Origin of the sequence: Streptomyces sp. WZ.A104 (assembly GCF_002382885.1) — a bacterium.
Taxonomy (GTDB): domain Bacteria; phylum Actinomycetota; class Actinomycetes; order Streptomycetales; family Streptomycetaceae; genus Streptomyces.
Genome location: NZ_NWVL01000005.1, coordinates 116,420 through 140,499, shown reverse-complemented (window position 1 = coordinate 140,499; position 24,080 = coordinate 116,420). Strand labels below are relative to the sequence as shown.

The following is a 24,080-nucleotide window of genomic DNA, read 5'->3' as shown; positions in this document are numbered from 1 at the left end:
AGCAACCCGCCTACCAGCACTTTCACGACAGGCCGTAGTTCTCTGAGTCAGGAGTTCTGTTCAGATGCGAGGCGAGGCCTTCGAGGATCTCGTCCGCGGTCTTGGTCCAGATGCAGGGCCTGAGGTCGGTGTTCCAGGCTGTGATCCAGGTACGGATGTCCTTCTCCAGGGCCTGGGCGGTCTTGTGGGTGCCTCGTCGTATCTGTTTGTTCGTCAGCTCGGCGAACTCTCGCTCCACCAGGTTGAGCCAGGACGATCCAGTCGGGGTGAAGCCAGACGGAACCGCAGGTGAGCCAGTAGCCAGATCTTGATCGCCGGGCAGGTAGCTGCCACGTCCGTGGCACAGGGCGAGCGCGTCCAGGACGACCGCGGTCTCCAGGAGCTGGAGACCGCGCCGGCTGAGGCGGCCGACCCGTCCATCCTCAGTGGCCCGCGCTGGGGCGCCTGGCCGGTCCACCCGCGCTACGACAGCTTCACCCTGCGGGCACCGCTACGACGAGCACGGCGAACTGGTTCCGGCGATCCGAGCCCCCGACGGCAGGTTCATACCGGGCTGGCGAGAGCCTGCCTTCCGGAGGCCCGAGTAACTCGAACTGCCCGACTTCCTGGAGCCGCACTGGTGGGGGTTACCCCCTCGGAGTTGGGGGGTCAACTGTAGTGAGAGGGGCGGCCGTTCCGCCTAGCGTCTGAGGGGTGAGAAAAACACGGCTGGTGCCCCCGACCGCAACGCCCCACACCCACCGCCCCGAGGAGACTTCGTGATGACCGCCGCCTCGGCCCTGCGCCGCGCGTCGGCGGTGGGCCTCGCCCTCGCCGTCTGCCTCGGGGCCGCCCCCGCCACGGCCACTGCGGTCCCCAGCAAGCCGAAGTACGCCTCCGGCCTCCACCGCTACTACAACCAGCCACTGAGCTGGGGCAGCTGCGCCGATGGCCCGGACGACACCGTGGGCCGTGGTCTGGACGCGGCCGACGTGCAGTGCACGGACGTCACCGTACCGCTCGACTACACCGCCCCCCGGGGACGTACGCTCACCGTCGCGATATCCCGGCTCAAAGCCACCGACACCCGCCACCGCATCGGTTCCATCCTGCTCAACAACGGCGGTCCCGGCGGCACCGCCTTCGAATCCCCGCCGGAGTTCCACGCCTGGATGAAGAAGACGGGACGGCGGTACGACATCGTCGGTTTCGACCCGCGCTTCGTCGGCCGCAGCACCCCGCTGGACTGCGGCTGGCCCGTCGGCACCACTCTCTCCTCGGCCGGTCTCGACCGGACGGCCTTCGAGCGCCAGGTCGTGCTCCAAAAGGACCTGGCCGCCAAGTGCCGTGCCACCGACGCCGCTGTGCTGCCGCACGTCAGCACCCGCAACACGGCCCGCGACATGGACGTCGTCCGCGGGGCGCTCGGCGAGCGGAAGATCTCCTACTTCGGCTACTCGTACGGCACCTACCTGGGCACCGTCTACACCCAGATGTTCCCGGGCCGCACCGACCGCATGGTCCTGGACGGCGCCATCGATCCGCGCAAGTTCGGCCCCCGGTTGCTGCGGGAGGCCGTCGGAGAGAACGAGCAGGCGCTTGCCGACTGGGCCGCATGGGCCGCCGTCCGCAATGACACCTACGGCCTCGGCCGTACCCGCGGCCAGGTCCTCGCCACGATCGACCGCCTCATAGAGCAATCCGCGAGCCGCCCGATCACCGTTGGCACGGGTCCGGACACCTTCCACCTCGACGACAGCCTGGTCCCGTTCGTGCTCGTCGCCGGGATCGACAGCGACACCGACGCGTCCCGGGCGACCCTCGGTGAGCAGGTGTCCGTACTGAACCGGGCGGCGGCAGGGCTGCCAACCCGACTGTCGCCGCAGTTCGCGGGGATCCTCCGCCTGGTGACGACCGGCGAGCAGTCGCACCACGGCAGCGTGCAGTCCGCGGTCATCTGCGGGGACGTAGCCGCCCCGCGCGACCCCGAGGTCTACTGGCGCGACATCGAGCGGAGCCGTGCCGCGCACCCGCGCCTCGGTCCGCTGGTGAACAACATCAGTCCGTGCGCCTTCTGGGACCGGCCCCGCGAGAAGCCCACCAAGGTGAAACGCGACGCCAAGGTGCTGATCGTGTCCGCCACCGGAGACCCGCGCACCACGCACACCGGGGCCGTCGCCCTGCACGGCCTGCTGCCCAGCTCCAAGCTACTCACCCTCAAGGGCGCCAACCGGCACGCGGTCTACGGCCTCTACGAGAACGCCTGCGTCGACAACCAGGTCAACCGGTACCTGGCCACCGGCAAGCTGCCCGCCACCGACAAGACCTGCCCCCAACAGGACGGCAGGCGGGAGCGGACCAGTGACTCGGCCAGCGGTTCCCAGCCATGACCGTGGCTCGTCGGCGCCTTGTGCCTCGAAGGCGTCGGCGACTCGGTCGATGTCGCCATCGAAGAGACAAAGGCAGTGAGGCGGGTCGGAGTCGCCGCCTTCGCCCAAGTGGATTGGGGCTAGGGCTGTTGCGTCGGTCATGTGGCGATGCTCTCGACACCCGCAGCATCCAGCTCCAGGAAAGGCGGCCTAACGAGCTCGTGCACGGTAGGCAGGAAGGCGTCGAGGACGGTGGCGGGACCGAGTGTTCACCTCTGACGTGTCGACGTCAGGTCGGTCTGCTGATGGGACAGCAGGCCGGGCGTGGCTTGGACGGTGTCGCTCACGGCTCGCGGCAGCCGAGGCGGCGGGCACAGCCCGCCGGTTCCTCAGATGGGCGATGCCGTGCTCGACCCGGATACGACGTGAGGAGTGTTCCATGCGCTGGCGTTCGTGCACCGCCTCGTACCAGTCCAGGGCGTTCTTCTTGAACTTGCGGTGCGGTGGTGCCACCGCCCGGTCGCTGGTCTGCGCGCCCAGGCCCTGGTAGCTGGCATCGGCGAGATTCTCCACACTGCAGGCCCGTCGGCCAAGAGCTGGACCAGCCCCAATTGGCGGGCGTGGATGATGTCCGCGCAGCTTGCGGGACCTGTCGGGCTGCACCACAGCATGCGGCCTTCGCCGTCCGCGACCACCATGGACTTGAAAGCGTTCTGCTTGTTCTTGCCGGAGATGCACTTGTCGCGGTCCTTGCGTCCGGCGGCAGGCCGACGGACCCGGATCTCGGTGCCGTCGATGACTCCGGTCGCCCCGCTGGCGCCTAAGCGATCGACGAGGTCGGCCTGAGTTCGCAGCCGCGCGCCGGGGCTGACGGTGCAGCCTCGCCCGGCGAGTAGGGGCCGCACCTCGCCGACGGCGGGGAGGATCGTGGAGCGGTGGACGCCGAACCAGCAGGCCAGCACGTCGCGGGTGCCCCCGTGACGGAGGTGGACGAACGTGGCCGGCAGCCGGTCAACAAAGACCAGCCGGTCCTTCGCGTCGGCGCCCACAGCGCGCTTCCGCGGCAGGGCGGTGGGCCGGGCCTGGTGACGCTCCTGCCACAACAGGACGACCTCTTGGACGAGTTCAGCGATCACTCCCACGGCCAGACCTTTGACCCGCCGATTGCTGATGACACCGCACGTGTTGATTCCCCGCCACCCGGCCATGATCAACCATCCGGGCTCGACGCCCCGCTGCCTACCGTGCACAGGCTCGCTGCCCACGAGACCCGCAACCAGTACTCCTACCAGGACCGCACCACGCACCGGCCCTTCACAGGCGTCAAGTGGACCCGGGCCAGCCGCTGGAGCGGCACCACACCTCAGGCTGCTGAAGGACGCCCCCCGGCTGCGCGGTCGGGCCGCAGCCGACGACGGCAGGCTGCCACACCATTGGGTGTCGCGGCTCGACCAGGCGGGTGACAGCGCCCGGCGCGGACTGCTGCCGGGCGGGCCGGTGGTCCAAGATTGGTGCCGCCGCCGTCCCCGGCGGAGCGTGCATCGACCGCGTCCGCGCCGGTGATCGGCGTGACCACGGCTGTTCCGAGGAGCCCTTTCCCATGCGTTCACGCGTCATCGCAGTCATGGCCGCCGCGGCGGCAGCCTCCGCGACCCTTGTTCAACCCGCCCACGCCGCCCCGGTTGTCGACGGGGTCTACCGGTTCGCTGCTCTCCAGGACGGCAAGTGCCTGGTTTGGCCCAAATCGCACGCGAGCATCGGCTCGGTCGAGTTGGGCGCCTGCACGGAGACCGCGTCGACCTCGGCGAACTGGGAGGTGCGCAAGCGCCCCAACGGGACGATGGAAGTCTCGACGCCGGGCTCGAACCCGCGCACCTGCCTGGGCGTGAACACGAACTACAGGGTGAGGGTCACCGACTCCTGCGCCGACAAGTACGCCGAATGGACCGTGTCCTTCGGCTCCGCCGGGCCCGGCAGCGTGGTGTGGGCCGACATCGAGCACACTCCCGGCGATCGATCCGACTCGTGGGGGAAGGTGGTCGACATTCCCGAGGTAATCGGTCGTGTCGTGGTGAGGCGGGTACCCATCGAACCGCACTACTGGGAATTGCAGCAGGCCAGCTAAGGGCTGCCCCGTAACTGCTGGTCACGGGACAGCCCTTGGAAGATGCGGGCGCTCAGATGACGGGGGACGTCGTCGAAGGTCTCGCGCAGCCACGGGCTGTGGACGGCCGGTAGCCGAGCCATGGTGTGGCGGAGCGTCCCGGCATCGGTCCGGAAGAGGGAAGAGGGGCGCAGAAGGGGCGGGTCGTCGCGGAGGACGCCCTCGGGCATGCTGCCGGATGCGGGGAGGGAGAGGTCCGGTTCGGGGAACGCCAGCCACAGCCACACTCCGTACGGGAGCGGCACCGGGTATCCCGACGCCTGCGGGCCGGACGGAGCCCAGGTCTCCCCCGTCCGCGGATGGACCGGGGCCAGGAGGATGTCGGTGCCCGCGTCGGAGGCGGGCAGTCCGGGTCCGGCCAGAGCGGCTTGGATCGGCGGCGGGCCCGCGGGCAGCAGGGCGTCGAGAGCCCGTTGGAACACTTCCCCGGTCAGGCCGTCCGGGACGGTCACCGGCCGACCCTGCGAAGCCGCCAGCAGGTGGGCGATAGCCCGGCCTGCCGCTGCCTCCCACTGCGGGCTCCATGACCACCAGCGGGACTCCGGGCGCGCCCCCCAGGTGGTGATCGGCTCGAACGGGGGTGTGCCCTTCCTTTCCGCCCTCAACTCCGCCCACGAGAGCGGTACGTCATCGATGTCGTCCACGCGGGTGCGGTGCACGGCGTGCGGGACGAGCCGCACCGACTGCCAGAGCGAGCAGTCGTCGATCCTGCTCGCCACAGACAGGCCGCACGCCTCGCAGACCATGTTGGGGCCGTCGGTCCCGACGAGGCCGCAACAGCAGCCGCCGCTCTTCTCCGGGATCAGCAGGGTGCCCCGGGTGTCTCCGGGTGCGATGACGATCGCGCCGGGCGCGCCGTCGGGCCGATGCCCCCAGGACTCCGGGTCCACGGCGAACGTGCCCGGCTCCATGAGTACCGGGAGCTGAATCCCGTTCCCGTACGTCTGATGAGCGTGGACCGGCAGGACGACTTGGGACAGCGGGGTGGTGAGATCGGCACCGCACCCCGCACACACGAAAACGAACGAATGTCCTCCGGTGGGGAAGGACGTATCGTCGCAGCTCGTCCACGGCGGGCCCACAGGATTTCGTCCGCCGCGTCGGCCGGGGGCCGATGCTCCGCCCGCCGGGCCTCGTACGGCAGGATGAGGCCATGAGCGTAGTCAAGATCAATGTGCTGACCGTCCCCCAGGAACAACGCGAGACGCTGGAGAAGCGCTTCGCTTCGCGGGCCCACGCGGTGGAGAACTCCGACGGGTTCGAGTGGTTCGAGCTTCTCCGGCCCGTCGAAGGAACGGACGACTACCTCGTCTACACGCGCTGGCGCGACGAGGCATCCTTCCAGGCTTGGATGGAGGGCCCCATGAAGGCGGCCCACCAGGGCGGCGACGCCGGGAGCGGCGAACGGCCGAAGCCCGCGGCGAGCGGGTCCACCGTATGGTCCTTCGAGGTCGTGCAGCAGGCCGCGCCGACCGGCGCGTAGTCGGTCGACCGGCGCTCAGCCGGTCCGGTGTGTGAGTTGTGCGTACGGGGCTCGCCCGGTGAGGGCGGGCCCCTGCTGCCGCCTCTCGCCGCCCATTGCCACTCCTCTTGCCGCCCATTTCCTCTCCTCTTGCCGCTCCTCGCCACCCCTCTCCGCTCCTCGCCGCTCCTCGCCGCTCCCTTGTGCGGACGTCAGTCTCAGGGAGCAGGCCGTCTCCTCCCGTCGGTGGACTCTTCGTGATCAGCGCGTTTTTATGATCATTCCGGGGAATTCGATCAGTGCGTGCGTTGCCGCGCGTGCGTGAAGAACGGACCGACGGACCGGTGGACCACGACATGACACTGCTGGATGTACTGCTGGGCGCGGCCCGTGAGGCTCCCGGACAGGTCGTCGTCCATGTCTGCGGTGACGGCAGCGAGCTGACCGTCACTCTGCGCGAGCTTCTGGACGATGCGTTGCGGGTGGCGGGCGGGTTGCGGGAAGCGGGGGTCGCGCCGGGTACCTGCGTGCCGTTGCTCGCCGATCGCAGCGAGGACTTCCAGCCGATGTTCTGGGGTGCGCTAGCGGCCGGTCTCGTTCCGGTACCGCTGGCCCCGGATGTCCGGCGGGTCCTGCCGGTCTGGGAGCACCTGGGCCGGCCGCCCGTCGTCGTGGATGCGGCCAACGCTCCGCTGGCCCGTGAACTACCGTGCGGTGTGCGTGCTTTGAGCCTCGATGTGCTGCGGGAAGGGCCGGAGCTACCGGAGCCTGCGACCGGGAACGCCGGGCAGGACGAGGTCGCGTTCGTGCAGTTCTCCTCGGGGAGCACCGGTACGCCCAAGGGCGTGGAGGTGACGCACGGCGCGGTGCTGGCCAACCTGGAGCAGATACGCGGCGCCTCGACACTCGGCGCCGAGGACGTGGTGGTCAGCTGGATGCCGTACTTCCATGACATGGGGCTCATCGGCACGCATCTCGCGCCCCTGGCCGCCCGCGCCAAGCAGGTGAAGATCGGTCCGCTGTCGTTCGCCAAGCGGCCCCGCGTGTGGTTCGAGACGGCCGACCGGCATCGGGCCACCGTGCTCTCCGCGGCCAACTTCGCCCTGGCCCTGGCCGTACGACGCGTTCCCGACGAGGTCGTCGAGGGGCTGGACCTGTCGGGCGTCCGGCTGATCCTGGTGGGGGCGGAGCCGATCGCGCCCGCGGTGTGGCGCGACTTCGCCCGCAAGATGCGTCCGGCGGGGCTGGACCCGGCGGCTTCCCAACCGGTCTACGGGCTCGCGGAGGCCACATTGGCGGTGACGTTCCCGCCGCCGGGGGAGGTCGCCGAGCCACTGGTCCTGGACCGTGCGGCGCTGAGCGTCGGGGAGGCGGTCGACGCCGAACCCGGACCGGAAGCCGTCGAGTTCATGGACGTCGGCGTGCCGGTGGCGGGGTGCAATGTGCGGATCGTCGACGACGCGGACTCCGTTCTGGGGGACCGGCGGGTCGGGCACATCATGGTGAGCGGTCCGCAGCTGGCCCGTGGCTACCAGAGCCTCCCCGAGGTGAGCGCCGAGGCCTTCGCCGACGGGTGGCTGCGCACCGGCGATCTTGGGTTCCTGCGGGACGGACGGCTGTGCGTGACGGGACGCCACAAAGACGTACTGTTCCTCAACGGCCGTACCTTCCACGCCCCGGACATGGAAGAGATCGCGGCGGAGACACCCGGGCTGCCGGCCGGTGCTCCCGCGGTGATCGGTTCGACCGATCCGGTGAGCGGCGGGGAACGGGTCGTGGTGTTCGTCCCCTGGGCCCGCCCGCCGCACGACGCGTCGGACGTTCTGGAACGGGTCGCCGCCCGTGTACGTGAGGCGCTGCTGCACGACGATGTGCGGGTGCTGGCGCTGCCCCCGGGTGCATTCCCCCGGACGACGAGCGGGAAGCTGCAACGGCAGCGGTTGCGTGAGCGGTTCGAGGCGGGGGCCTGGGGGGCGGGAGGCCCGGGAGCGGCGGCAGTCTCTTCCGTACCTTCTGCGGCTTCCATGGCTTCCGTTCGCATGGAAGCGGGCTCTTCGCGGGCGGCTGCGTCCCCCCGAGCACGTACGGAAACGCCCACTTCGAGGGCTGAGGCGCCTCTCCCTCGGGCCCAGGCCGAAGCCGTCGTGCGGGATGTGTGGGCGCGGGTGCTGGAGCTGCCTGCACCGGCGGTCGGCCGCGACGAGCGGTTCGGGAGCCTCGGCGGGACGTCCCTCAAGGCGATGGAAGTCCTGGTCGCGCTGGAGGAGGCGTTCGGCGTGACGCTCCCGCCCGCGGTGATCCGAGACCACGGAACGGTCGCGGAACTCGCCGCCCACCTCCTGACCGTCGCACCGGGGTCCCGGGCCGGAGAGCGTGAGTCCCGGGCCGAGGGAGACGCCGTGCCGCCGCGTGTCATGGAAGGTGACAACAACGGGGCCGGTCCGCACGGCTCCCCCGTCCCTGCGACCGCCGTCATCGGAATGGCCTGCCGATTCCCCGGCGCCGACACCCCCGACGCCTTCTGGGACCTGCTCACCGGCGGGCACGACGCCGTAACCTCCGTACCGGAAGGGCGCTGGGACGCTGCCGGGCAGAGGGGGGCGACTCCGGACGGCCCTGACGGACAGCGCCGACGACAACGCTGGGGCGCGTTCCTCGACGACACCGCCGGTTTTGACGCCGCGTACTTCGGCATCGGTGACGACGAGGCCCGCGCGCTCGACCCGCAGGCCCGGCTCTTCCTCGAACTCTCCCATGAGGCCCTCGAACGTGCCGGTTACGCGGGGCCCCGTCGGCGCGGCCGCAGCATCGGGATCTTCGCGGCCGTCGGCGACAGCGGCTACCGGGCGGTCCTGGACCGCGCCTCGGCCGACGGGTCCCCGCTGCCCGCCTCGCTCACGGGGAACCTGCCCAACCTCATCGCGGCCCGCGTCTCCCAGAGCCTGGACCTCGACGGTCCCGCGCTCGCCGTGGACACTGCCTGTTCCTCGGGGCTGGTGGCCCTGCATCTGGCCCGGCGCAGCCTGCTGGACGGGGAGTGCGACCTCGCCGTCGTGGGCGGGGTCAACCTGCACCTCACGTCCACCGGTCACCGCCTGCTGGAGGAGGCGCAGGCCCTCTCCCCCACCGGGCGCAGCCGCGCCTTCAGTGCCGATGCCGACGGCTTCGTGCCCGGTGAGGGCGGCGCCGCCCTCGCCCTGACCCGCCTGGACGCGGCCCGGCTCGGCGACGACCCCGTGCTCGCGGTCGTCCGCGCGACGGCCGTCAACAACGACGGCCGGTCCTTGAGCCTCATGGCCCCCAACCCCCTGCGCCAGCGCGAGGTCATCACCCGGGCTTACCAGGAGGCAGGCGTCGACCCGGCATCGGTGACCTACGTGGAGGCTCACGGAACGGGCACAGCCGTGGGCGATCCGATCGAGCTGCGGTCGCTCGCCCACGCGTTTCCGGTACGGCCCGGCGGCGAACCGCGGCTGCTCGGTTCGGTGAAGACGAACATCGGTCATCTGCTGAACGCGGCCGCTCTGCCCGCACTGGTGAAGGTGGTGCTCGCTCTGGGCCATCGCAGGCTGCCCCCTTCGCTCCATCACACGCCGCCCTCCCCCGGCCTCGCGCCCGCCGGCTTCTCCGTGGTGACCGAGGCCCGTGACTGGACGTCGGCCGGGCCGCTCGTCGCGGGGATCAATGCCTTCGGCTTCGGCGGCACCAACGCCCATGCCGTCCTCGAACAGGCCCCGCCCCCACCGACCCGCGCCGGGCTAGGCCGTACGGACGCCGGGCCCCACCTGCTGACCCTCTCGGCCCGCAGCGCGGCCGGGCTGCGGGAGGCGGCGTCGCAGCTCGCCGACCATCTGGACCGTCACCCGCAGTTGGGCGAAGGGGACGTCTGCCGGACGGCGAGCACCTCCCGGGACGACGGTCCGTATCGGCTCGCACTCGTCGCGGACGAGGACCTGCGGGACCTGCGGGACCGGCTCGCCGACGCGTCTGCTGCGTCTGCTGCGTCTGCTGCGTCTGCTGCGTCTGCTGCGTCTGCTGCGGGGAGTCTCGCTCGGTCCCGGCCGCGCGTGGTCTTCCTCTTTCCCGGGCAGGGGGCGCACTTCCCCGACCGGGGCGGCGCCCTGTACCGGACGGCACCGGTGTTCCGGGACACGCTCGACGAGGCGTCCGCGCTCCTCGGCCCGGTACGGGGGCGGCCCCTGCTGGACTGGGGCCTGAATCCGGACAGGGAGGTGGAGGCCCTCGCCGCCATGACGGAGGTGGCGCAGCCGTTGCTGGTCGCTTCCGGGGTGGCGCTCGCCCGTCAGCTGCGGAGCTGGGGCGTGGAGGCCGACGCGGTCGCCGGGCACAGCGTCGGGGAGATCGCCGCCGCCTGTGCGAGCGGGGCGCTGAGTCTGGCGGACGCCGTACGGTTCGCAGCCGAACGCGGCCGTCTCATGGGCGAGTTCACCGAGCACGGTGCGATGCTCGCCGTCCGAGGGGGCGAGGAGGCCGTTGCCTCGGTGGTCGCGGAGTCCGGCGGTGCCCTCGTCGTGGCCGCGTACAACGGTCCTGGGCTGCTGGTCCTCTCCGGTGACGTTCCGGCAGTGGAAAGCGCCGCCCGCGACCTCGACGCTCAGGGTGTTCCCGTACGACGACTGAGCGTCTCCCGGGCCTTCCACTCACCTCTCATGCGGCCCATCGCGGAACGGCTGGCCGACGCGGCGCGGAAGCTCACCCCTCATACCCCGTCCACCCCGCTGATGAGCACGGTCACCGGCGCCTGGCAGCCGGTCCTCGATCCGGACTACCTGCGCGAACACGCCCTGCGGCCGGTGCGGTTCGGGGCCGCCGTGCAGCGCATGACGAGCGAGGGTTACGACACGTTCGTGGAACTGGGGCGGGGCGGGACGCTCTTGGGTCCGGTCCGTGCCGCGAGCCGTGGTGGTGGCGGTGGGTGCTCCGGTGCCTCCGGTGCCTCCGGTGCCTCCGGTGCCTCCGGTGCCTCCGGTGCCTCCGGTGCCTCCGGTGCCTCCGGTAGTGATCGTGCCGCCGGTAGTGATCGTGGTGGTTCTGGCGGCCGTGGCCGAGTAGTCATGCTGTCCGCCCTGTCTGCGGATTCCGACAGCCGCTCGTCCTCCGCTTCGGCTCCCGGTGACGGGCGTCTCGGGCGCGGGGCACTTCTGGAGACCGTCGGACGACTCTGGTCGAGCGGTGTGCCCCTGGACCGTACCGCGCTCGACGCTGACCGCCGCCTGGTCCCCCTGCCCACCTACCCCTTCCAGCGCACCCGGTACTGGGCGGACCCGCCCACCAGCCCGCTGCTGCACCGGGTCCAGTGGCAGGACACTCCGCTGCCCGGGCCCCCGGCAGCCGTACGATCGGTGCTCCTGACGGGTCCTGACACCGCGTCTGTCAACGCCCTCTCCGCGCAGCTCGCCGCCGAGGACATCCAGGTGTACGGCAGCGCGGACGGGCAGCCGGACGCCGTGGTCCTGGTGGCCGGTCCCGCTCCGGAGCAGCACGACGGCGAGACCCTCAACCGCGCCCAGGACGCCGCGCTGGCGGCCTTCGACACGGCGCTCGCACACCTCGACGAGACCGGCGCGAGCCGGCTGCTCGTCCTCACCGAGGACGTTCACACCACGGGGGCCGCACCCGAGAGGCCACGACCCGCCCATGCCCTCCTCACCGGGCTTCTACTGGCTGTGCCCCAGGAGACGCCGGGCAGTTCGGCCATCGGCGTCGACCTCTGTTCGCTGGACACCCCCGCCCTGCGGCTGGAGGCCGTGCTCGCCGAGCTGAGGGCGGACGGCGCTCCCGGGGAGGCCGGGACCATCGCCTGGCGTGCGGGGCGCAGGCTCACCCGCGCCGTCCCGCCGCTGGCCGATGCCGACGTACCTCCTCCCGGCGACTCCTCGACATCGACAGGTTCCGCACCGTCCTCACTCACGCCGGGCAGCACCACGCTCCCGCCGGACGGCACCTTCCTCATCACCGGGGGCGGCGGCGGAATCGGGGCCGCCCTCGCCCGCGACCTGGCCTCGAAGGGGCGGCCGACGCTCGTCCTCGCCGGGCGCTCCCCCGGTCTGCCCACCGGCCTGACCGAGGAACTCCGCGCGCTCGGGGCCACCGTCCGCTACCACATGGCCGACGTGTCGCGGGAGCCCGACGTCGACGCCCTGATCGCCGCGCTCCCCCACCTGGACGCCGTATTCCACGCGGCGGGAGTCGTGCGGCCCGGCACCCTGCGCAGCAGGACCCGCGAGGAGGCTGCGGAGGCTCTGGCCGCCAAGACGCGTGGCAGTCTGCTGCTCTCACTGGCTCTGCGGCGGCACGGGCTGCGCCCTGCGGTCTGTGTGGCGTTCTCCTCCGTCTCCGCCGTCCTGCCCGGTCTGGCGGGCGCTCTGGGGGACTACGCCGGGGCCAACGCCTTCCTCGACGCTTTCGCCGCCGCGGAGCGGGCGTCCGGCCGCCCGTGGCAGTCCGTGAACCTCGCCGCGTTCGCCGAGACCGGCATGACCGCAGGCCTCAGTACGGGGACGGGGGCGGGGGCGAGGGCTGTGCCCGGTACGAGTCCGGGGGCGCACGCCTCCCTCGTATCTCGGCCCGGCGGGCGGCCCGTGGCCACCGCGCCCGCGCTGGCGGCTCTCCGTACGGCATGGGGAGTCGATGCGGCACAGCTCGTCCTCGCCGACCTCGCGCCCTCCTCCGCGTACTCTTCCCCGCCCGCCGGGCGCCAGGAGCGACCGGCCGGGACGGTTCCGGTGCGCGGCACGGCACCCGGGTTCGTACCGGACGCACAGCCCTGGCCGTCGCCGACGGCCAGGGAAGGAACGACCGGCTCCGGCACGGACACCGCTGCCCTGCTGCGCAGGCTCCTGGCCGCGGCGCTGCGGCTGTCTCCCGCCGAGATTCCGGACGACGAACCGTTCCTGACCCTCGGTCTCGACTCGCTCGCCGCCGTCGACCTGGTCAGGCAGCTCGAACGGGAGCGGGGCACCGCGCTGCCCGCAACCCTCTTCTTCGAGTACCGGACCGTCCGGGAGCTGGCCGCGCACCTCGACGCCCCGTCACCCGCATCCCCCTGCGCATCGGGGCACGGGCCGGCTTCCGGCCGGGACCCCGTCCCCGAGGGCGTACCGTTCCCGCTCACCCCCGTCCAACTGGCCCTCCACACCAGCAGTCGGCTCCATCCGGACGTCCCCGCCCACGGTTACGTCCGCCAAACCGTCCGCGGTCCTCTGGACACCGGGCTCCTCGGCAGGGCTCTCGCACTGCTCGCCGACCGGCACTCCATGCTGCGCATCCGCATCGAGAGCGCCACGGACGGGAGGAGCACGGACGGGAGGGGCACGACGCGCCCGCAGCAGTACGTCGCACCCGCCGTCGACGTCACTGCCTGGTACGCGGTACGTGACGGGCTCGACGGCCGCGTCGAGGAGCTGGAAACCGCCCTGTGCAACCGGCCGTTCGACCTCGCCGCCGAGCCTCCCGTACGTGCCGTCCTCGTACGGGAGAGCTCCGAGCTGGCCCATCTGCTGCTGGTCATCCATCACGCTGTCGGGGACGGTTACAGCCTCAACATCCTCGGTGAGGAGCTCTGGTCGCTCTACACCTCCCTCGCCCACGGGGACGAGCCCGCGTTGCCCGCTCCAGGAACGGATTTCGCCGGGTACGCCTCCGCTGCCGCCGAAGAGCGTGCCTCCTCGGCCGGTGCGGCGGCCCTCGACTCCGATCGGCGCTACTGGGCGCACCGGCTGGCCTCCCGGAGTGAAGCACCGCGGCTGCCGCTGCCGTACGACGGTGATCCGGCCGCTCTTCCGGCGCCTCCCCTGACCACCCACCAGAGCGCCCTCGACTCGGTGCTCACTGGCACGTTGGAGGAGCGGGCCGCCGCGCACGGTGTGAGCCTGTTCCACCTGCTGCTCGCCGTCCACGTTCGGTGTCTGGCCCGGTGGAGCGGGCAGCGCGAGATCGCGGTGAACGTCGCCCGCGCGCGGCGGGACGTCCGTCTGGCCGGTGTGGACCGGCTGGTCGGGCCACTGGCCGACACCCTCCCGCTGCTGTGCGACACGGACCCGGACGAGTCGGTGTGGACGCTGGCCGAGCGGCTCGGGCGGGTATGGCTGGAGAGCGAACAGCACGCCGCGCCGACCAGCCTCGATCTGGCCCGGCTGCTACCGGCCGGACTCACCGGAGACGGGCTCCGGACCGTGAGCCCGGCGGGTTTCAGCTTCGCGCGCTTTCCGGCCGCCCTCGACGAGCGGTGCCCCGTGACCGTACGACCGGCCGCGGCCGGAACCGGAACCCCCGCGACCCGGCTGAGCCTGCTGTGCTGGCAGGACGGGACGATCCTGCGCTTCTCGTGGAACTTCCCCGCCCGCCTCTTCGATCCGGCGACGGTGGCGCGGCTCGACCGTGACTTCCACGACGAGCTGACGGCTGCCGCCGGCACACTGTCCGATTCCGGCACCGGGTCGTCGGCGACCATCGTGCGGCGGCTGCTCGACCGGTTCCGGGCCACCCCTGACGCGGTCGCCGTCGACACCGGTACCGGGTCCGGCGCCCTGACTTACGCGGAACTCGACCAGGCCTCCCGCTCGGTCGCCGCCCGGCTCGTGGCCCACGGCGTCACCCCGGGAAGCCTCGTCGGGCTGCTCACCGAACCCGGCGCGGACACCGTCGTCTCGGTCGTCGCGATCCTGCGGGCCGGGGCGGGCTGGGTGCCGCTGGACGCCGGGCACCCGACCGCGCGCCTCGCGGACCAGATCGCCCGCACGGGTGTGCGTACGGTGCTCTGCCACGCCCCCACCCGGGCGGCGGGGGACGCACTGCGCGACGTCACCCAGGTGCCCGTGGACGTACCGGCCCCCGAGTGCGCGCAAGGGTCCGAACAGGGGCAGGACAACGTACGGGAGCTGCCCGAGGGGGCCGTCGACGCGGAGTCGATCGCGTACGTCATCTTCACCTCCGGCTCCACCGGCCGCCCCAAGGCCGTGCCCATCACCTACCGGTCGATGGAGAACTACCTCGACTGGGCGATCGGCACCTTCGGATACGACGCCCACGACCGGCTCGCCCAGACGGCCTCGATCTGCTTCGACGCCTCCGTCCGCCAGCTCCTGGCCCCGCTCCTCGTCGGAGCGACCGTGGTGGCGGTGCCGTGGAATCTGCTGCGCGACCCCAGTCTTTTGCTGACGCACGTCGAACGCACCCGGATCACTGTGTGGAGCTCGGTGCCGACGCTGTGGGAACAGTTGCTGACCGCCGCCGAGGAGCGGATACGCAGCGGCGGCCCGCGGCCGGACCTGGGCGCGCTCCGGTGGGTTCATGTCGGCGGCGAGGCTCTGCCGCCCGCTCATGTGCGCCGCTGGTTCGACCTCCTGGGCGACGGTCAGCGCATCGCCAACCTGTACGGGCCGACCGAAGCGACCATCAACACGACCTGCCACATCATCAGCGCCCGGCCCGGCGACGACGTACGGCGACTGCCCATCGGCCGCCCGGTGGCCGGTACGGAGGTGGAGGTCGTCGGCCCCGACGGTCGGACCCTCGGGCCCGGTGAGGCCGGTGAGTTGCTCATCGCCGGAATCGGCCTGACCTCCGGATACCTCGGCGAACCCGACCTGACCGAGGCCGCGTTCACGACACGGCGGGGGCGGCGCTGGTACCGCAGCGGGGACCGTGTGCGGTGGTCGGCGGACGGCGGCCTGGAATTCCTCGGGCGGCTCGACGACCAGGTGAAGGTGCGCGGTCACCGCATCGAGCCGGGTGAGATCGAAGCGGTGCTCCAGACGCACGAGGACGTCACGCACGCCGTCGTCCTGCTCCAGGACGGCCGCCTCACCGCGTTCGTGACGCCCAGGCCCGGGACGTCCGGCGCGGACGCGGTCGAACTGCGGCTGCATCTCGGGAAGACCCTGCCGCCGTACTTGGTTCCGTCCCGGATCACCTCGGTCGACAGCCTGCCGCTCACGGGTACGGGCAAGATCGACCGCCGACAGCTCCTCGCACTCCGGGCTGCGGCGGTGTCGGACTCGGCCGGGCCTGCGGAGACGCCCCGGCGGACACCGCCACGGACGCCGACGGAGATCCGGCTGGCGCGTATCTGGTCCGAGCTGCTCGGGACCGGCGACGTGTGCCGCGAGGACGACTTCTTCGCCCTCGGCGGCGACTCCCTGCTCGTCCTGGAGGTGTTCGCCCGGCTGGAGGGGACGGGCGGGCCGCTCCCCCGGCCGACCGTCATCTACCGCCACCGCACCCTCGCGGCCCTCGCCACCGCCGTGGACAACGGGGCCCCCGCGACGCCCGGCACGGAAACGGATGCCGGTACGGGCACGGATACCGGGACGCGCATGGATGCCGGTACGGGCATGGCGGGCGTCGGGGAGCTCTCGTACGCAGGGCCCGGCCCCGGCCCCAGCCCCTTCCCTCTGACGCCCACCCAGCGAGGGTTCCTGCTGGCCGAAGCCATCGCCCCAGGATCGACCTCGTCCTGGCTCACCCGGCTGCGGCTGCTCGGTCCCCTGGACACCGCTCGTTTCCAGAGCGCGGTGGACGCCCTCGTCGCCCGACACCCGATGCTGCGCACCGTCTTCCCCGCCGGGGCGCGCCCGGCCGTCCAGCAGGAACTCCCGCCCTCACTGCGCCTGCCGGTCGAATTCGAGACGCTCTCCGAACCGCACCACCTGGACGAGAGGATCGACTCCGAGCGGGCGCGCCGCTTCGAACTCTGGGCGTGGCCCCTACTGCGTCTGCGGGTGTTCACCCTCGCCCCCGACGAGCACGTCCTCGTGGTGCACGCCCACCACATCATCGGTGACGGTTACAGCGCCGCCCTGCTCGTACGGGAGCTGATGGCCGTGTACGACGCGTCGGCCGAGGGCGAACAGCCGGTGCTGGCTCCGCTGCGCGGCACCTTCCGCGACTACGCCGTGCGTGCCGCCGTACCGGCGGACTCGACCGGTACGCCGGGCGGGACGAACGCGGCCGGTGCCACCGGCGACCGTGCTGGCGATGGCGGGGCCCGATGGGCGCGGCTCAGCGCTCCCTACCCCTGCCCCGTTCTCCGCCCCGTCCTCGGCTCCGGGAACGGGCCGACAGGAAAGGAGGGGGAGGCCGAAGTGGTCGTGCCGGGCGGCCTACGTCCGGCGTTCCACGCCCACAGCTTCGTGGTCGATGCCGGTCACGTGACGGAGTTGCGCGGACTCGCCTCCCGCGTCGGCACCACCCTCCACGCCCCGGTCCTGACCGCCTACTACCGTGCCCTCGTGGCGGCGACCGGCCGGGCGGACCTGGTGCTCGGCCTGGCCGTGAGCGGCAGGGATCATTCCGCTCAGCCCGATGTCCACCGGGTGTTCGGGCCCTACGCCACGGCTGTGCCGCTGCGGCCGGCCGCCGGTACGGAGGCGGAGTCCGGGCGGCCCGCCGAGGCGGCGTTCGAGGACGATCTGCGGCGGATCGCCGCCGAGGCGACAGCGGCGCGGACCCACGAGGGGCCTGTGCCGTCCCTGCCCAACGGGCTGCCCCTGGCCTCGCAGTTCTTCTTCACCTATCTGGACTTCTCCGCCCTGGGGCCGGAGAGCGGACAGACGTTGCGGGTCATCCAGGAGGACGGGGACAGCGTGTACACACCACCTCCGGTCGGTACGGACGTGTTCCTGTCGGCCCGCCTGGACGCCGGGCGACTGCGGTTGACCGTCCGCGCGGCCGCAGCGGCGTTCACCCCGGAGGGGCTGGCGGCGTTCGCGGAGACGGTGCGCGAGAACCTGACACACGCGGCGGCTTCCTCCGCGTCGGTTCATGCATCGGCAGGAGTCCAGGGCCGTGCCCTCGGACGCCCGAGCGGCACCGGCACCGGCCCGGCACCAGGCCCCGGCACCGGCCCCGGCCCGGACCAACAGCGCATGGATGCCGCGCTCGTCGGCTATCTCCCGTCCCCGGGCCAGCTGGCGCGGCTGGCGGGGCTGTCGGAAGAGGCGCTGCCGCGTGAGGAGTTGCGGACGCTGCTCTTCCCCGGCGGCCGCCCGCGGCTCCTGGAAACGCTGAGTACGCCGTTGGGCCGGTCGGGCTTCGTGTGCGTCCCGCTGTTCGCGGACGAACTCGCTCCCGGCGACTCGCTGCTCGGCCACACCGCCCGCGGTGTGGACCTCGCCTCGTCGCTCGGCGCGCGGTCCGTGTCTCTCGCCGGGATGATCCCGTCGCTCACCGGCTACGGGTTCGACGTCCTGCGCGCCACCGGTACGACCGGTGCCGCCGTCACCACCGGGCACGCGGCAACCGTCGTCTCCGTCGTGAAGACCGTGCACGCCGCACTCGATGCGCGTCAGCAGGAACTGTCCGACGTGACCGTGGCGTTCGTGGGCCTCGGCTCGATCGGCTCGTCCTCGCTGGAGCTGCTGCTCGGCCTGGCGGGACGCCCGCCCGCCCGGCTGCTGCTCTGCGACGTACGGGGCAGCGGACCGCGCCTGGAGGAACTCGCCAGGAGCCTCCGCGAGCGCGGGCTCGCCGGCGCGGTGGACGTGATCGATTCGGATCGGGGGCTTCCGGGGGAGGTGTACGGGGCGCGCCTGATCGTGGCGGCGGTCAGCGGGGGCGGCACGCTCCTCGACGTCGACCGCCTCGAACCCGGTACGACGGTGATCGACGACTCCTTCCCGCACTGCTTCGACACGCATCGCGCCATCGGCCGGATGGGGCGGTCGAAGGATGTCCTGGTCGCGGGCGGCGGGCTGTTGACCGTCGGCGCCACCGAACGGCACGTGGCCGACGGGCTGCCCGCCGCCGCGGCAAGCGGGTACGCGGCGCAGCCGTGGCTGCCCGGCACGATCGCGTCGTGCCGGCTGGAGTCCCTGCTCCACTCCTCCGAGGCGGGCGTTCCGCTCGTCCGCGGCCCGGTCGACAGCACCACCGCCCTGGCCTACTGGGCGGCGGCGGAGGCGACCGGGACGCGTGCGGCGCCCCTCCATCTGCTCACCCACGCGATCGACGTGGACTCCCTGGTTCCGTGGGCGGGCAAAGCGGTCGCGCCGGGTGGAGGGAGCCGTTAGCTTCCGCTGGGCGTCGCGGAACGGGTTCTGCTCGGCGGGCACCTCGTTCTGGCCCGGCGGGCCGATCCTCGGCCGCTGGTCGCGGCGGCTCTCCAAGTGCTCGATCTGACCGGTGGTCCGCTGCGCGAAGGACACGTGGAGCGCTGAGTACGAAGCCCCTCCGGCTGCCGGGCAGCGGTTCAGAGTGCGGTGCCTCCTGTGGCGTCGATGCACTGGCCGGTGACCCAGCGTGCGTCCTGGGAGGCGAGGAAGGCCACGACGTCGGCGATGTCCGCCGGCTGGCCCATGCGTCCGAACACGGAGTGCGCCGCCAGGGCTGCCGTGGCCTCGGGGGTCTCGCGTCGTCTGGCGTTCATGTCGGTCTCCACGAAGCCCGGCACCACCGCGTTCGCCGTGATGCCCCGCCCCGCCACTTCCTTTGCCACAGCAAGCGTCAGGGTCTCCACCGCTCCCTTGGTCATGGCGTAGGTCACCGACTCGGGAAAGGACCGGTGGGCTGCGGCCGACGAGATGTTGACGATCCGTCCCTCATCGCGCATCAGCGTCAAACCGTGCTGGATAAGGAACATCGGTGCTTTCACGTTCACCGCGAAGAGCCGGTCGAAATTCTCCGGTGAGGCGTCGCCTATTCGTCCGGATCCGCTGACGCCGGCATTGTTGACCAGAATGTCCAGTACCGGTTCCTCGCCCCGGTCCGCCATTCCCGTGCCGAACGCCTCGTACAGCGCCTCGGCGTCGCCCGCCACTCCCAGCAGGGAGCCCACCGCGAAAGCCTGACCACCGGCTTTCCCGATCTCCTCGACGACCTCCTGCGCGGCTTCCTTCCGCGCGCCGTAATGGACGGCGACCAAGGCCCCGTCACGTGCGAGCCGCCGGGCGATCGCCCGGCCGATTCCGCGGCTCGCACCCGTGACCAACGCGACCTTTCCCGCCAACGCACCCATGAATCCATCCCCCTACGTCGAACATTCCGCCGTTTTCGCGAAGCGCAGCCACCCTACCCACCGAACCGGGGCGAAATGTGCTCCCGCGATGCACCGGCCGGAAGCGGGGCGAGCGCACGCGGGTGCGAACACCCCTGGGCCCGGGGCGCGTCGGCCGGGCGGGCGTCGGCCCGGACGGTGCGCGCCGACCGTGCGGCCCCTTGCACACATCTGCTTGATATTGATTGAAACGCAGGCCTAATATGCAGCTTCAAGCATCGATGCTGTCGGTGGAGTGCGGGGACAGGGAGACGAGATGACGTACGTGGCTCAGGAGCTGTCCAGTCAGCCCGACTGCTGGCAGGTAGCCGCAGGCATGGCGGACGGGCTCGCCCACCGGCTTCCGGCGGCCGGTGAGCGCATCGCCGTCGTGGGGTGCGGTACGTCGTACTTCATGGCCCAGGCCTACGCGGCTCTCCGTGAGGGCAGCGGCCAGGGCGAGACCGACGCCTTCGCGGCGTCGGAGTTTCCTGCCGGGCGGCCCTACGACCGGGTCGTGGCACTGAGCCGTTCCGGGACGACGACCGAGGTGCTCGGCCTGCTCGGGCGGCTCGGCGGAACGACCCGCAGGACGGTGGTGATCGGCGATCCCGACACCCCGATGGCGGCGATGGCCGACGACACGATCGTGCTGGAGTTCGCCGATGAGAAGTCCGTCGTGCAGACCCGCTTCGCGACCTCGGCGCTGACCCTGCTCCGCGCCCATCTCGGCCTGCACACCGACGCCGTCGTCGAGGACGCCCAGGTGGCGCTCGCCGAGCCGCTGCCCGTCGGGCTGGTGGAGTGCAGTCAGTTCACCTTCCTCGGACAGGGCTGGAGCGTGGGCCTCGCCAACGAGGCCGCGCTGAAGATGCGTGAGGCGGCCCTGGCCTGGACCGAGGCGTACCCGGCCATGGAGTACCGGCACGGCCCCATCAGCATCTCCACCCGCTCCACCGCGACCTGGATGCTCGGCGAGGCCCCGGCCGGGCTGATGGACGAGGTGCACGCGACCGGTGCCCGATGGGTGGCGGGCGGCCTCGACCCGCTGGCCGAGCTCGTCCGGGTCCAGCGCCTCGCCCTCGCCATCGCCCAGGCTCGCGGTCTCGACCCGGACCGGCCGCGTCATCTGACCCGTTCCGTCATTCTCAGCAGTACGGCCTGACCGCCCCCCTGACGGACCCTCTGACGGACCTTCACCCGGAGTTGCCATGCCCATCGCCGCCACCGGCGATCTGGTCGCCGAGGCCGCCGCACAGCAGCGTGCGGTCGCCGCGTTCAACGTCATCACGCTGGAGCACGCCGAAGCGATCGCCGAGGGCGCGGAGGCCGCGGGGGCGCCGGTGATCCTCCAGATCAGCGAGAACGCGGTCGCCTACCACCGGGGGCGGGCGCGCCCGCTGGCCCGCGCCGCGGCGGAGGTGGCGGACCAGGCCGCCGTCCCCGTCTCCCTCCACCTGGACCATGTGCAGTCCGTCGAGCTGCTGCACCAGGCGGCGGACTGCGGTTTCAGCTCGGCGATGTTCGATGCCGCCCGGCTGCCGTACGCGGAGAACCTGGCGGCCACCCGCGCCGCCGTCGTCTGGGCCCACGAGCGGGGTCTCTGGCTGGAGGCCGAACTCGGGGAGGTCGGCGGGAAGAACGGGCAGGCCCCGCTCGACGCCCACGCGCCCGGGGCCCGTACGGCCCCCGAGGAGGCGCGGGCCTTCGTCGAGGCCACCGGGGTCGACGCGCTGGCCGTGGCGGTCGGCACCTCGCACGCCATGACCTCGCGGGACGCCCGCATCGACCACGGCCTGCTGACCCGGCTGCGTACGGCCGTGGCCGTTCCGCTGGTGCTGCACGGGTCGTCCGGGGCCTCCGACGAGGAGCTGGCCCGCGCCGTGGCGGGCGGAATCGCCAAGGTCAACATCGGTACCGCGCTCAACATCGCGATGACCGGCGCGATACGGGACCGGCTCGCCCGGGACGATCAGGGCGTGGACCCGCGCCGCTATCTGGCGGAGGGCCGGGACGCGATGGCCCAGACGGTGGCCCGGCTGATGGCCGTACTACCTCCTCAGCTTGTTCTTTAAGGTCGGACCCGCCGGCGAGATGCGGCCGCCCCGAGCAGATGCGAGTTCGCCACCGTCGCCGTCACGCATTCCCTGTTCGCTCTGGAGCACGTCCTCGCTGAGCGTCTGGCCACGAACGAACCGCTCCACGTCCTCATCGAGCGGGCCTCCGACGCCGGGCTCATCGCGGCCGAGCTCGCCATCGAACCCCACCGCAGCCGATTGCTGCGCGACAAGCTCACGCAGGGCGCCGAGTCAAGTGCCGCCCTCCGCCCGATCCGGGCTGTCGCAAGGCTGCGTGCCGTCTTCGATGGCGTCTCCCTGCTCCTTCGCCCACCGTCCGCGATAGAGGCGACAGCCGCCGACGTGGGCGGAGCACGGCTCGAAGGCGGACTCGCCCGTTTGTGGGAGGACCACCTGCGCGCGTTGTTCCCCGACGGCTTCCGCGGTGTGGACTTCGACGGCGTGGCTCTGGTCCTCCTGGACGCCGACGGCGGCGGCCTCGTGCAGAGGGAGCTGAAGGGCGGGCTCGACGGCAGTGGCATCGCCCGCCTCTGGGGCTGCATCACCGACCTCGACAAGATCGTTCCTCTGATCAACGAGGAGTACTGCGCCTCCTGCTTCGCGAATCTTCGGACGATGGCCCAGGTTGCGGCAGCGCCCTACGCCCCGCCGCGACCTGACCACAGAGGTTGAAACATGCGTCTCCCACGGCCTCGTCAGGGTCTGGCTCGGTTCCGTTCGATGATGCTCTCGGGTCGGCCGACATCGATACGGCCTTCGTTCAACGCCGCGTACAACACGCCGTGCCCTCGGCGATGCTCGGCCAGCAGTGTCAGATCCACCGGCTTCTTCACCGGCCCGTCCGCACACAGCAGGGCGTCCGTCAGCTCGTACAGTTCGTCGCCACGCGCGCGCAGGCACGCGTAGAAGTCATCTCGGAAGTGTGACGTCACAGCGAACACATCCGGCCCGGCATCGTGATGCAGCAGACTCGTTCCCCCACGGCCTTCGTGCTCGTCAAGTGCCTCCTTCGTCGGAGCACAGGATCAGGCGAAGGCCGTGTTCACGTCCCCGCAATCCACGAATGAGCGATCACGTTCGGGGCATCGTTCGAGGTCAGACCATAAAACACGGGCTGAGCTGAACCGCTGACGGGGTTTCCGGAATACGCCGGAGTTCTGCCTTCTGCCAACGGCAGAACACCGGCCCGACCGGGCTCGACGATCACTACAGTCCAGGCTCATGACGACAGTGAGAACGCGCACGATCGACTACGCGGCCGACGGCCTGACGATGATCGGGCATCTCGCGCTCCCGGCCGGTGTCGGCCTCCGGCCCGCGGTCCTGGTCGGGCCCGAGGGGGTGGGGATCAGCGACGTCGAGCGCCGCCGGGCCGACGCGCTCGCCGAGCTGGGATACGTGGCGCTGGCCTTCGACCTCCACGGCGGGCGCTATTTGAGCGACCCTGAGGAGATGTTGGCCCGTTGCATGCCTCTGCTCGCCGACCCCGACCGGATGCGAGGCATCGGCCACGCGGCGCTCGACGTGCTCCGCGCCGAGCCGCGGGCCGACCCGGACCGGATCGCCGCCGTCGGCTACGGCACCGGGGGCGCAATCGCGCTGGAACTCGGGCGCGACGGCGTTGACCTGCGCGCGATCGCGACAGTCAACGGACTGACCACGGGCCGACCAGGCGAGGCTGCGCGCATTCGCTGCCCGGTGTGGGCCGGGGTCGGGTCGGAAGATCCGATCATGCCACCCGCGCAACGGGACGCATTCACCGCCGAGATGCAGGCCGCGGGCGTCGACTGGCGCCTCGTGGTCTACGGCGGCGCCTTGCACGCCTTCCATCACCCACCGGTCGACCACATCGTGCTTCCCGGGGTCGGTTATCACCCTCAGCACGCGCACCGAGCTTGGTGGGACGTCGTCGACCTGCTCGCCGAGTGCCTGCCCATAACCGAGTGATCCGGGCAGACTGCGGTCTATTCACAGGCTCTCAGCTTGTCGTTTAGCCTCTGTGCGCTTCAGTTGGGTCTGCGGGTGCCTCTCCGCA

Annotated in this window: 11 protein-coding genes and 2 pseudogenes; 8 read left to right on the top strand and 5 right to left on the bottom strand. The window is 71.7% G+C overall.

The annotated features are described in order from the left end of the window. Positions 1-22 precede the first annotated feature (22 nt). Positions 23-303, bottom strand: a pseudogene (locus CIB93_RS04240) (IS630 family transposase); the annotation flags it as partial. 458 nt (positions 304-761) lie between these two features. Here CIB93_RS04240 and CIB93_RS04235 point away from each other — a divergent pair. Continuing rightward, positions 762-2,369 carry an alpha/beta hydrolase gene (locus tag CIB93_RS04235; RefSeq protein ID WP_179499955.1) on the top strand — a complete coding sequence of 536 codons (1,608 nt, stop codon included), beginning with the start codon at positions 762-764 and terminating at the stop codon, positions 2,367-2,369. Between the two features lie 368 nt (positions 2,370-2,737). Here the strand turns inward: CIB93_RS04235 and CIB93_RS04230 are convergent, their stop codons facing one another. Next, positions 2,738-3,490, bottom strand: a complete 753-nt coding sequence (locus CIB93_RS04230; protein WP_257002005.1) for a transposase family protein — start codon at positions 3,488-3,490, stop codon at positions 2,738-2,740. A gap of 458 nt (positions 3,491-3,948) precedes the next feature. On the opposite strand from CIB93_RS04230, the gene CIB93_RS04225 reads away from it, so the two are divergent. Then, positions 3,949-4,473: a hypothetical protein gene (locus CIB93_RS04225; protein ID WP_096624183.1), complete on the top strand. Its 525-nt coding sequence runs from the start codon at positions 3,949-3,951 to the stop codon at positions 4,471-4,473. On the opposite strand, the gene CIB93_RS04220 is transcribed toward CIB93_RS04225, so the two are convergent. Next, positions 4,470-5,423 carry a hypothetical protein gene (locus CIB93_RS04220; protein ID WP_257002004.1) on the bottom strand — a complete coding sequence of 318 codons (954 nt, stop codon included), beginning with the start codon at positions 5,421-5,423 and terminating at the stop codon, positions 4,470-4,472. The genes CIB93_RS04225 and CIB93_RS04220 overlap by 4 nt on opposite strands. Positions 5,424-5,665: 242 nt before the next feature. Here CIB93_RS04220 and CIB93_RS04215 point away from each other — a divergent pair, with 242 nt between their 5' ends. Further along, the gene (locus CIB93_RS04215; protein WP_096624240.1) at positions 5,666-5,995 is read left to right on the top strand and encodes an antibiotic biosynthesis monooxygenase; all 330 of its coding nucleotides are present in this window, start codon (positions 5,666-5,668) and stop codon (positions 5,993-5,995) included. A 323-nt stretch (positions 5,996-6,318) separates the two neighbouring features. Further along, entirely contained in the window at positions 6,319-19,005 is a 12,687-nt protein-coding gene (locus tag CIB93_RS04210) for a non-ribosomal peptide synthetase/type I polyketide synthase (protein ID WP_179499959.1), read from the top strand. Positions 19,006-19,184: 179 nt separating this feature from the next. On the opposite strand, the gene CIB93_RS04205 is transcribed toward CIB93_RS04210, so the two are convergent. Further along, entirely contained in the window at positions 19,185-19,949 is a 765-nt protein-coding gene (locus CIB93_RS04205; protein ID WP_096624180.1) for an SDR family oxidoreductase, read from the bottom strand. 295 nt (positions 19,950-20,244) lie between these two features. Between CIB93_RS04205 and CIB93_RS04200 the strand changes: the two genes are divergently transcribed. The 3 genes from CIB93_RS04200 to CIB93_RS38620 all read left to right on the top strand — a co-directional run bounded on the left by CIB93_RS04200 (position 20,245) and on the right by CIB93_RS38620 (position 22,717). After that, positions 20,245-21,132 (top strand): SIS domain-containing protein, encoded by an 888-nt coding sequence (locus CIB93_RS04200; RefSeq protein ID WP_096624178.1) that lies wholly within the window; start codon positions 20,245-20,247, stop codon positions 21,130-21,132. Between the two features lie 46 nt (positions 21,133-21,178). Continuing rightward, positions 21,179-22,042 carry a class II fructose-bisphosphate aldolase gene (locus tag CIB93_RS04195; protein ID WP_096624176.1) on the top strand — a complete coding sequence of 288 codons (864 nt, stop codon included), beginning with the start codon at positions 21,179-21,181 and terminating at the stop codon, positions 22,040-22,042. A gap of 345 nt (positions 22,043-22,387) precedes the next feature. After that, complete coding sequence (locus CIB93_RS38620; protein ID WP_257002003.1) at positions 22,388-22,717, top strand: hypothetical protein; 330 nt, start codon at positions 22,388-22,390, stop codon at positions 22,715-22,717. A gap of 62 nt (positions 22,718-22,779) precedes the next feature. Here the strand turns inward: CIB93_RS38620 and CIB93_RS37655 are convergent. Next, positions 22,780-23,013, bottom strand: a pseudogene (locus tag CIB93_RS37655) (transposase); the annotation flags it as partial. Between the two features lie 253 nt (positions 23,014-23,266). Here CIB93_RS37655 and CIB93_RS04180 point away from each other — a divergent pair. After that, a complete protein-coding gene (locus CIB93_RS04180) occupies positions 23,267-23,992 on the top strand; it encodes a dienelactone hydrolase family protein (protein ID WP_096624174.1) in 726 nt (241 codons plus the stop codon). Positions 23,993-24,080: the final 88 nt, after the last annotated feature.

What these genes read in the sequence shown, in the direction of transcription:
- CIB93_RS04235 (WP_179499955.1), top strand. Translation starts at nt 762, where the DNA reads ATGACCGCCGCCTCGGCCCTGCGCCGCGCGTCGGCGGTGGGCCTCGCC.
- CIB93_RS04225 (WP_096624183.1), top strand. Translation starts at nt 3,949, where the DNA reads ATGCGTTCACGCGTCATCGCAGTCATGGCCGCCGCGGCGGCAGCCTCC.
- CIB93_RS04220 (WP_257002004.1), bottom strand. Translation starts at nt 5,423, where the DNA reads ATGGAGCCGGGCACGTTCGCCGTGGACCCGGAGTCCTGGGGGCATCGG.
- CIB93_RS04215 (WP_096624240.1), top strand. Translation starts at nt 5,666, where the DNA reads ATGAGCGTAGTCAAGATCAATGTGCTGACCGTCCCCCAGGAACAACGC.
- CIB93_RS04205 (WP_096624180.1), bottom strand. Translation starts at nt 19,949, where the DNA reads ATGGGTGCGTTGGCGGGAAAGGTCGCGTTGGTCACGGGTGCGAGCCGC.
- CIB93_RS04200 (WP_096624178.1), top strand. Translation starts at nt 20,245, where the DNA reads ATGACGTACGTGGCTCAGGAGCTGTCCAGTCAGCCCGACTGCTGGCAG.
- CIB93_RS04195 (WP_096624176.1), top strand. Translation starts at nt 21,179, where the DNA reads ATGCCCATCGCCGCCACCGGCGATCTGGTCGCCGAGGCCGCCGCACAG.
- CIB93_RS04180 (WP_096624174.1), top strand. Translation starts at nt 23,267, where the DNA reads ATGACGACAGTGAGAACGCGCACGATCGACTACGCGGCCGACGGCCTG.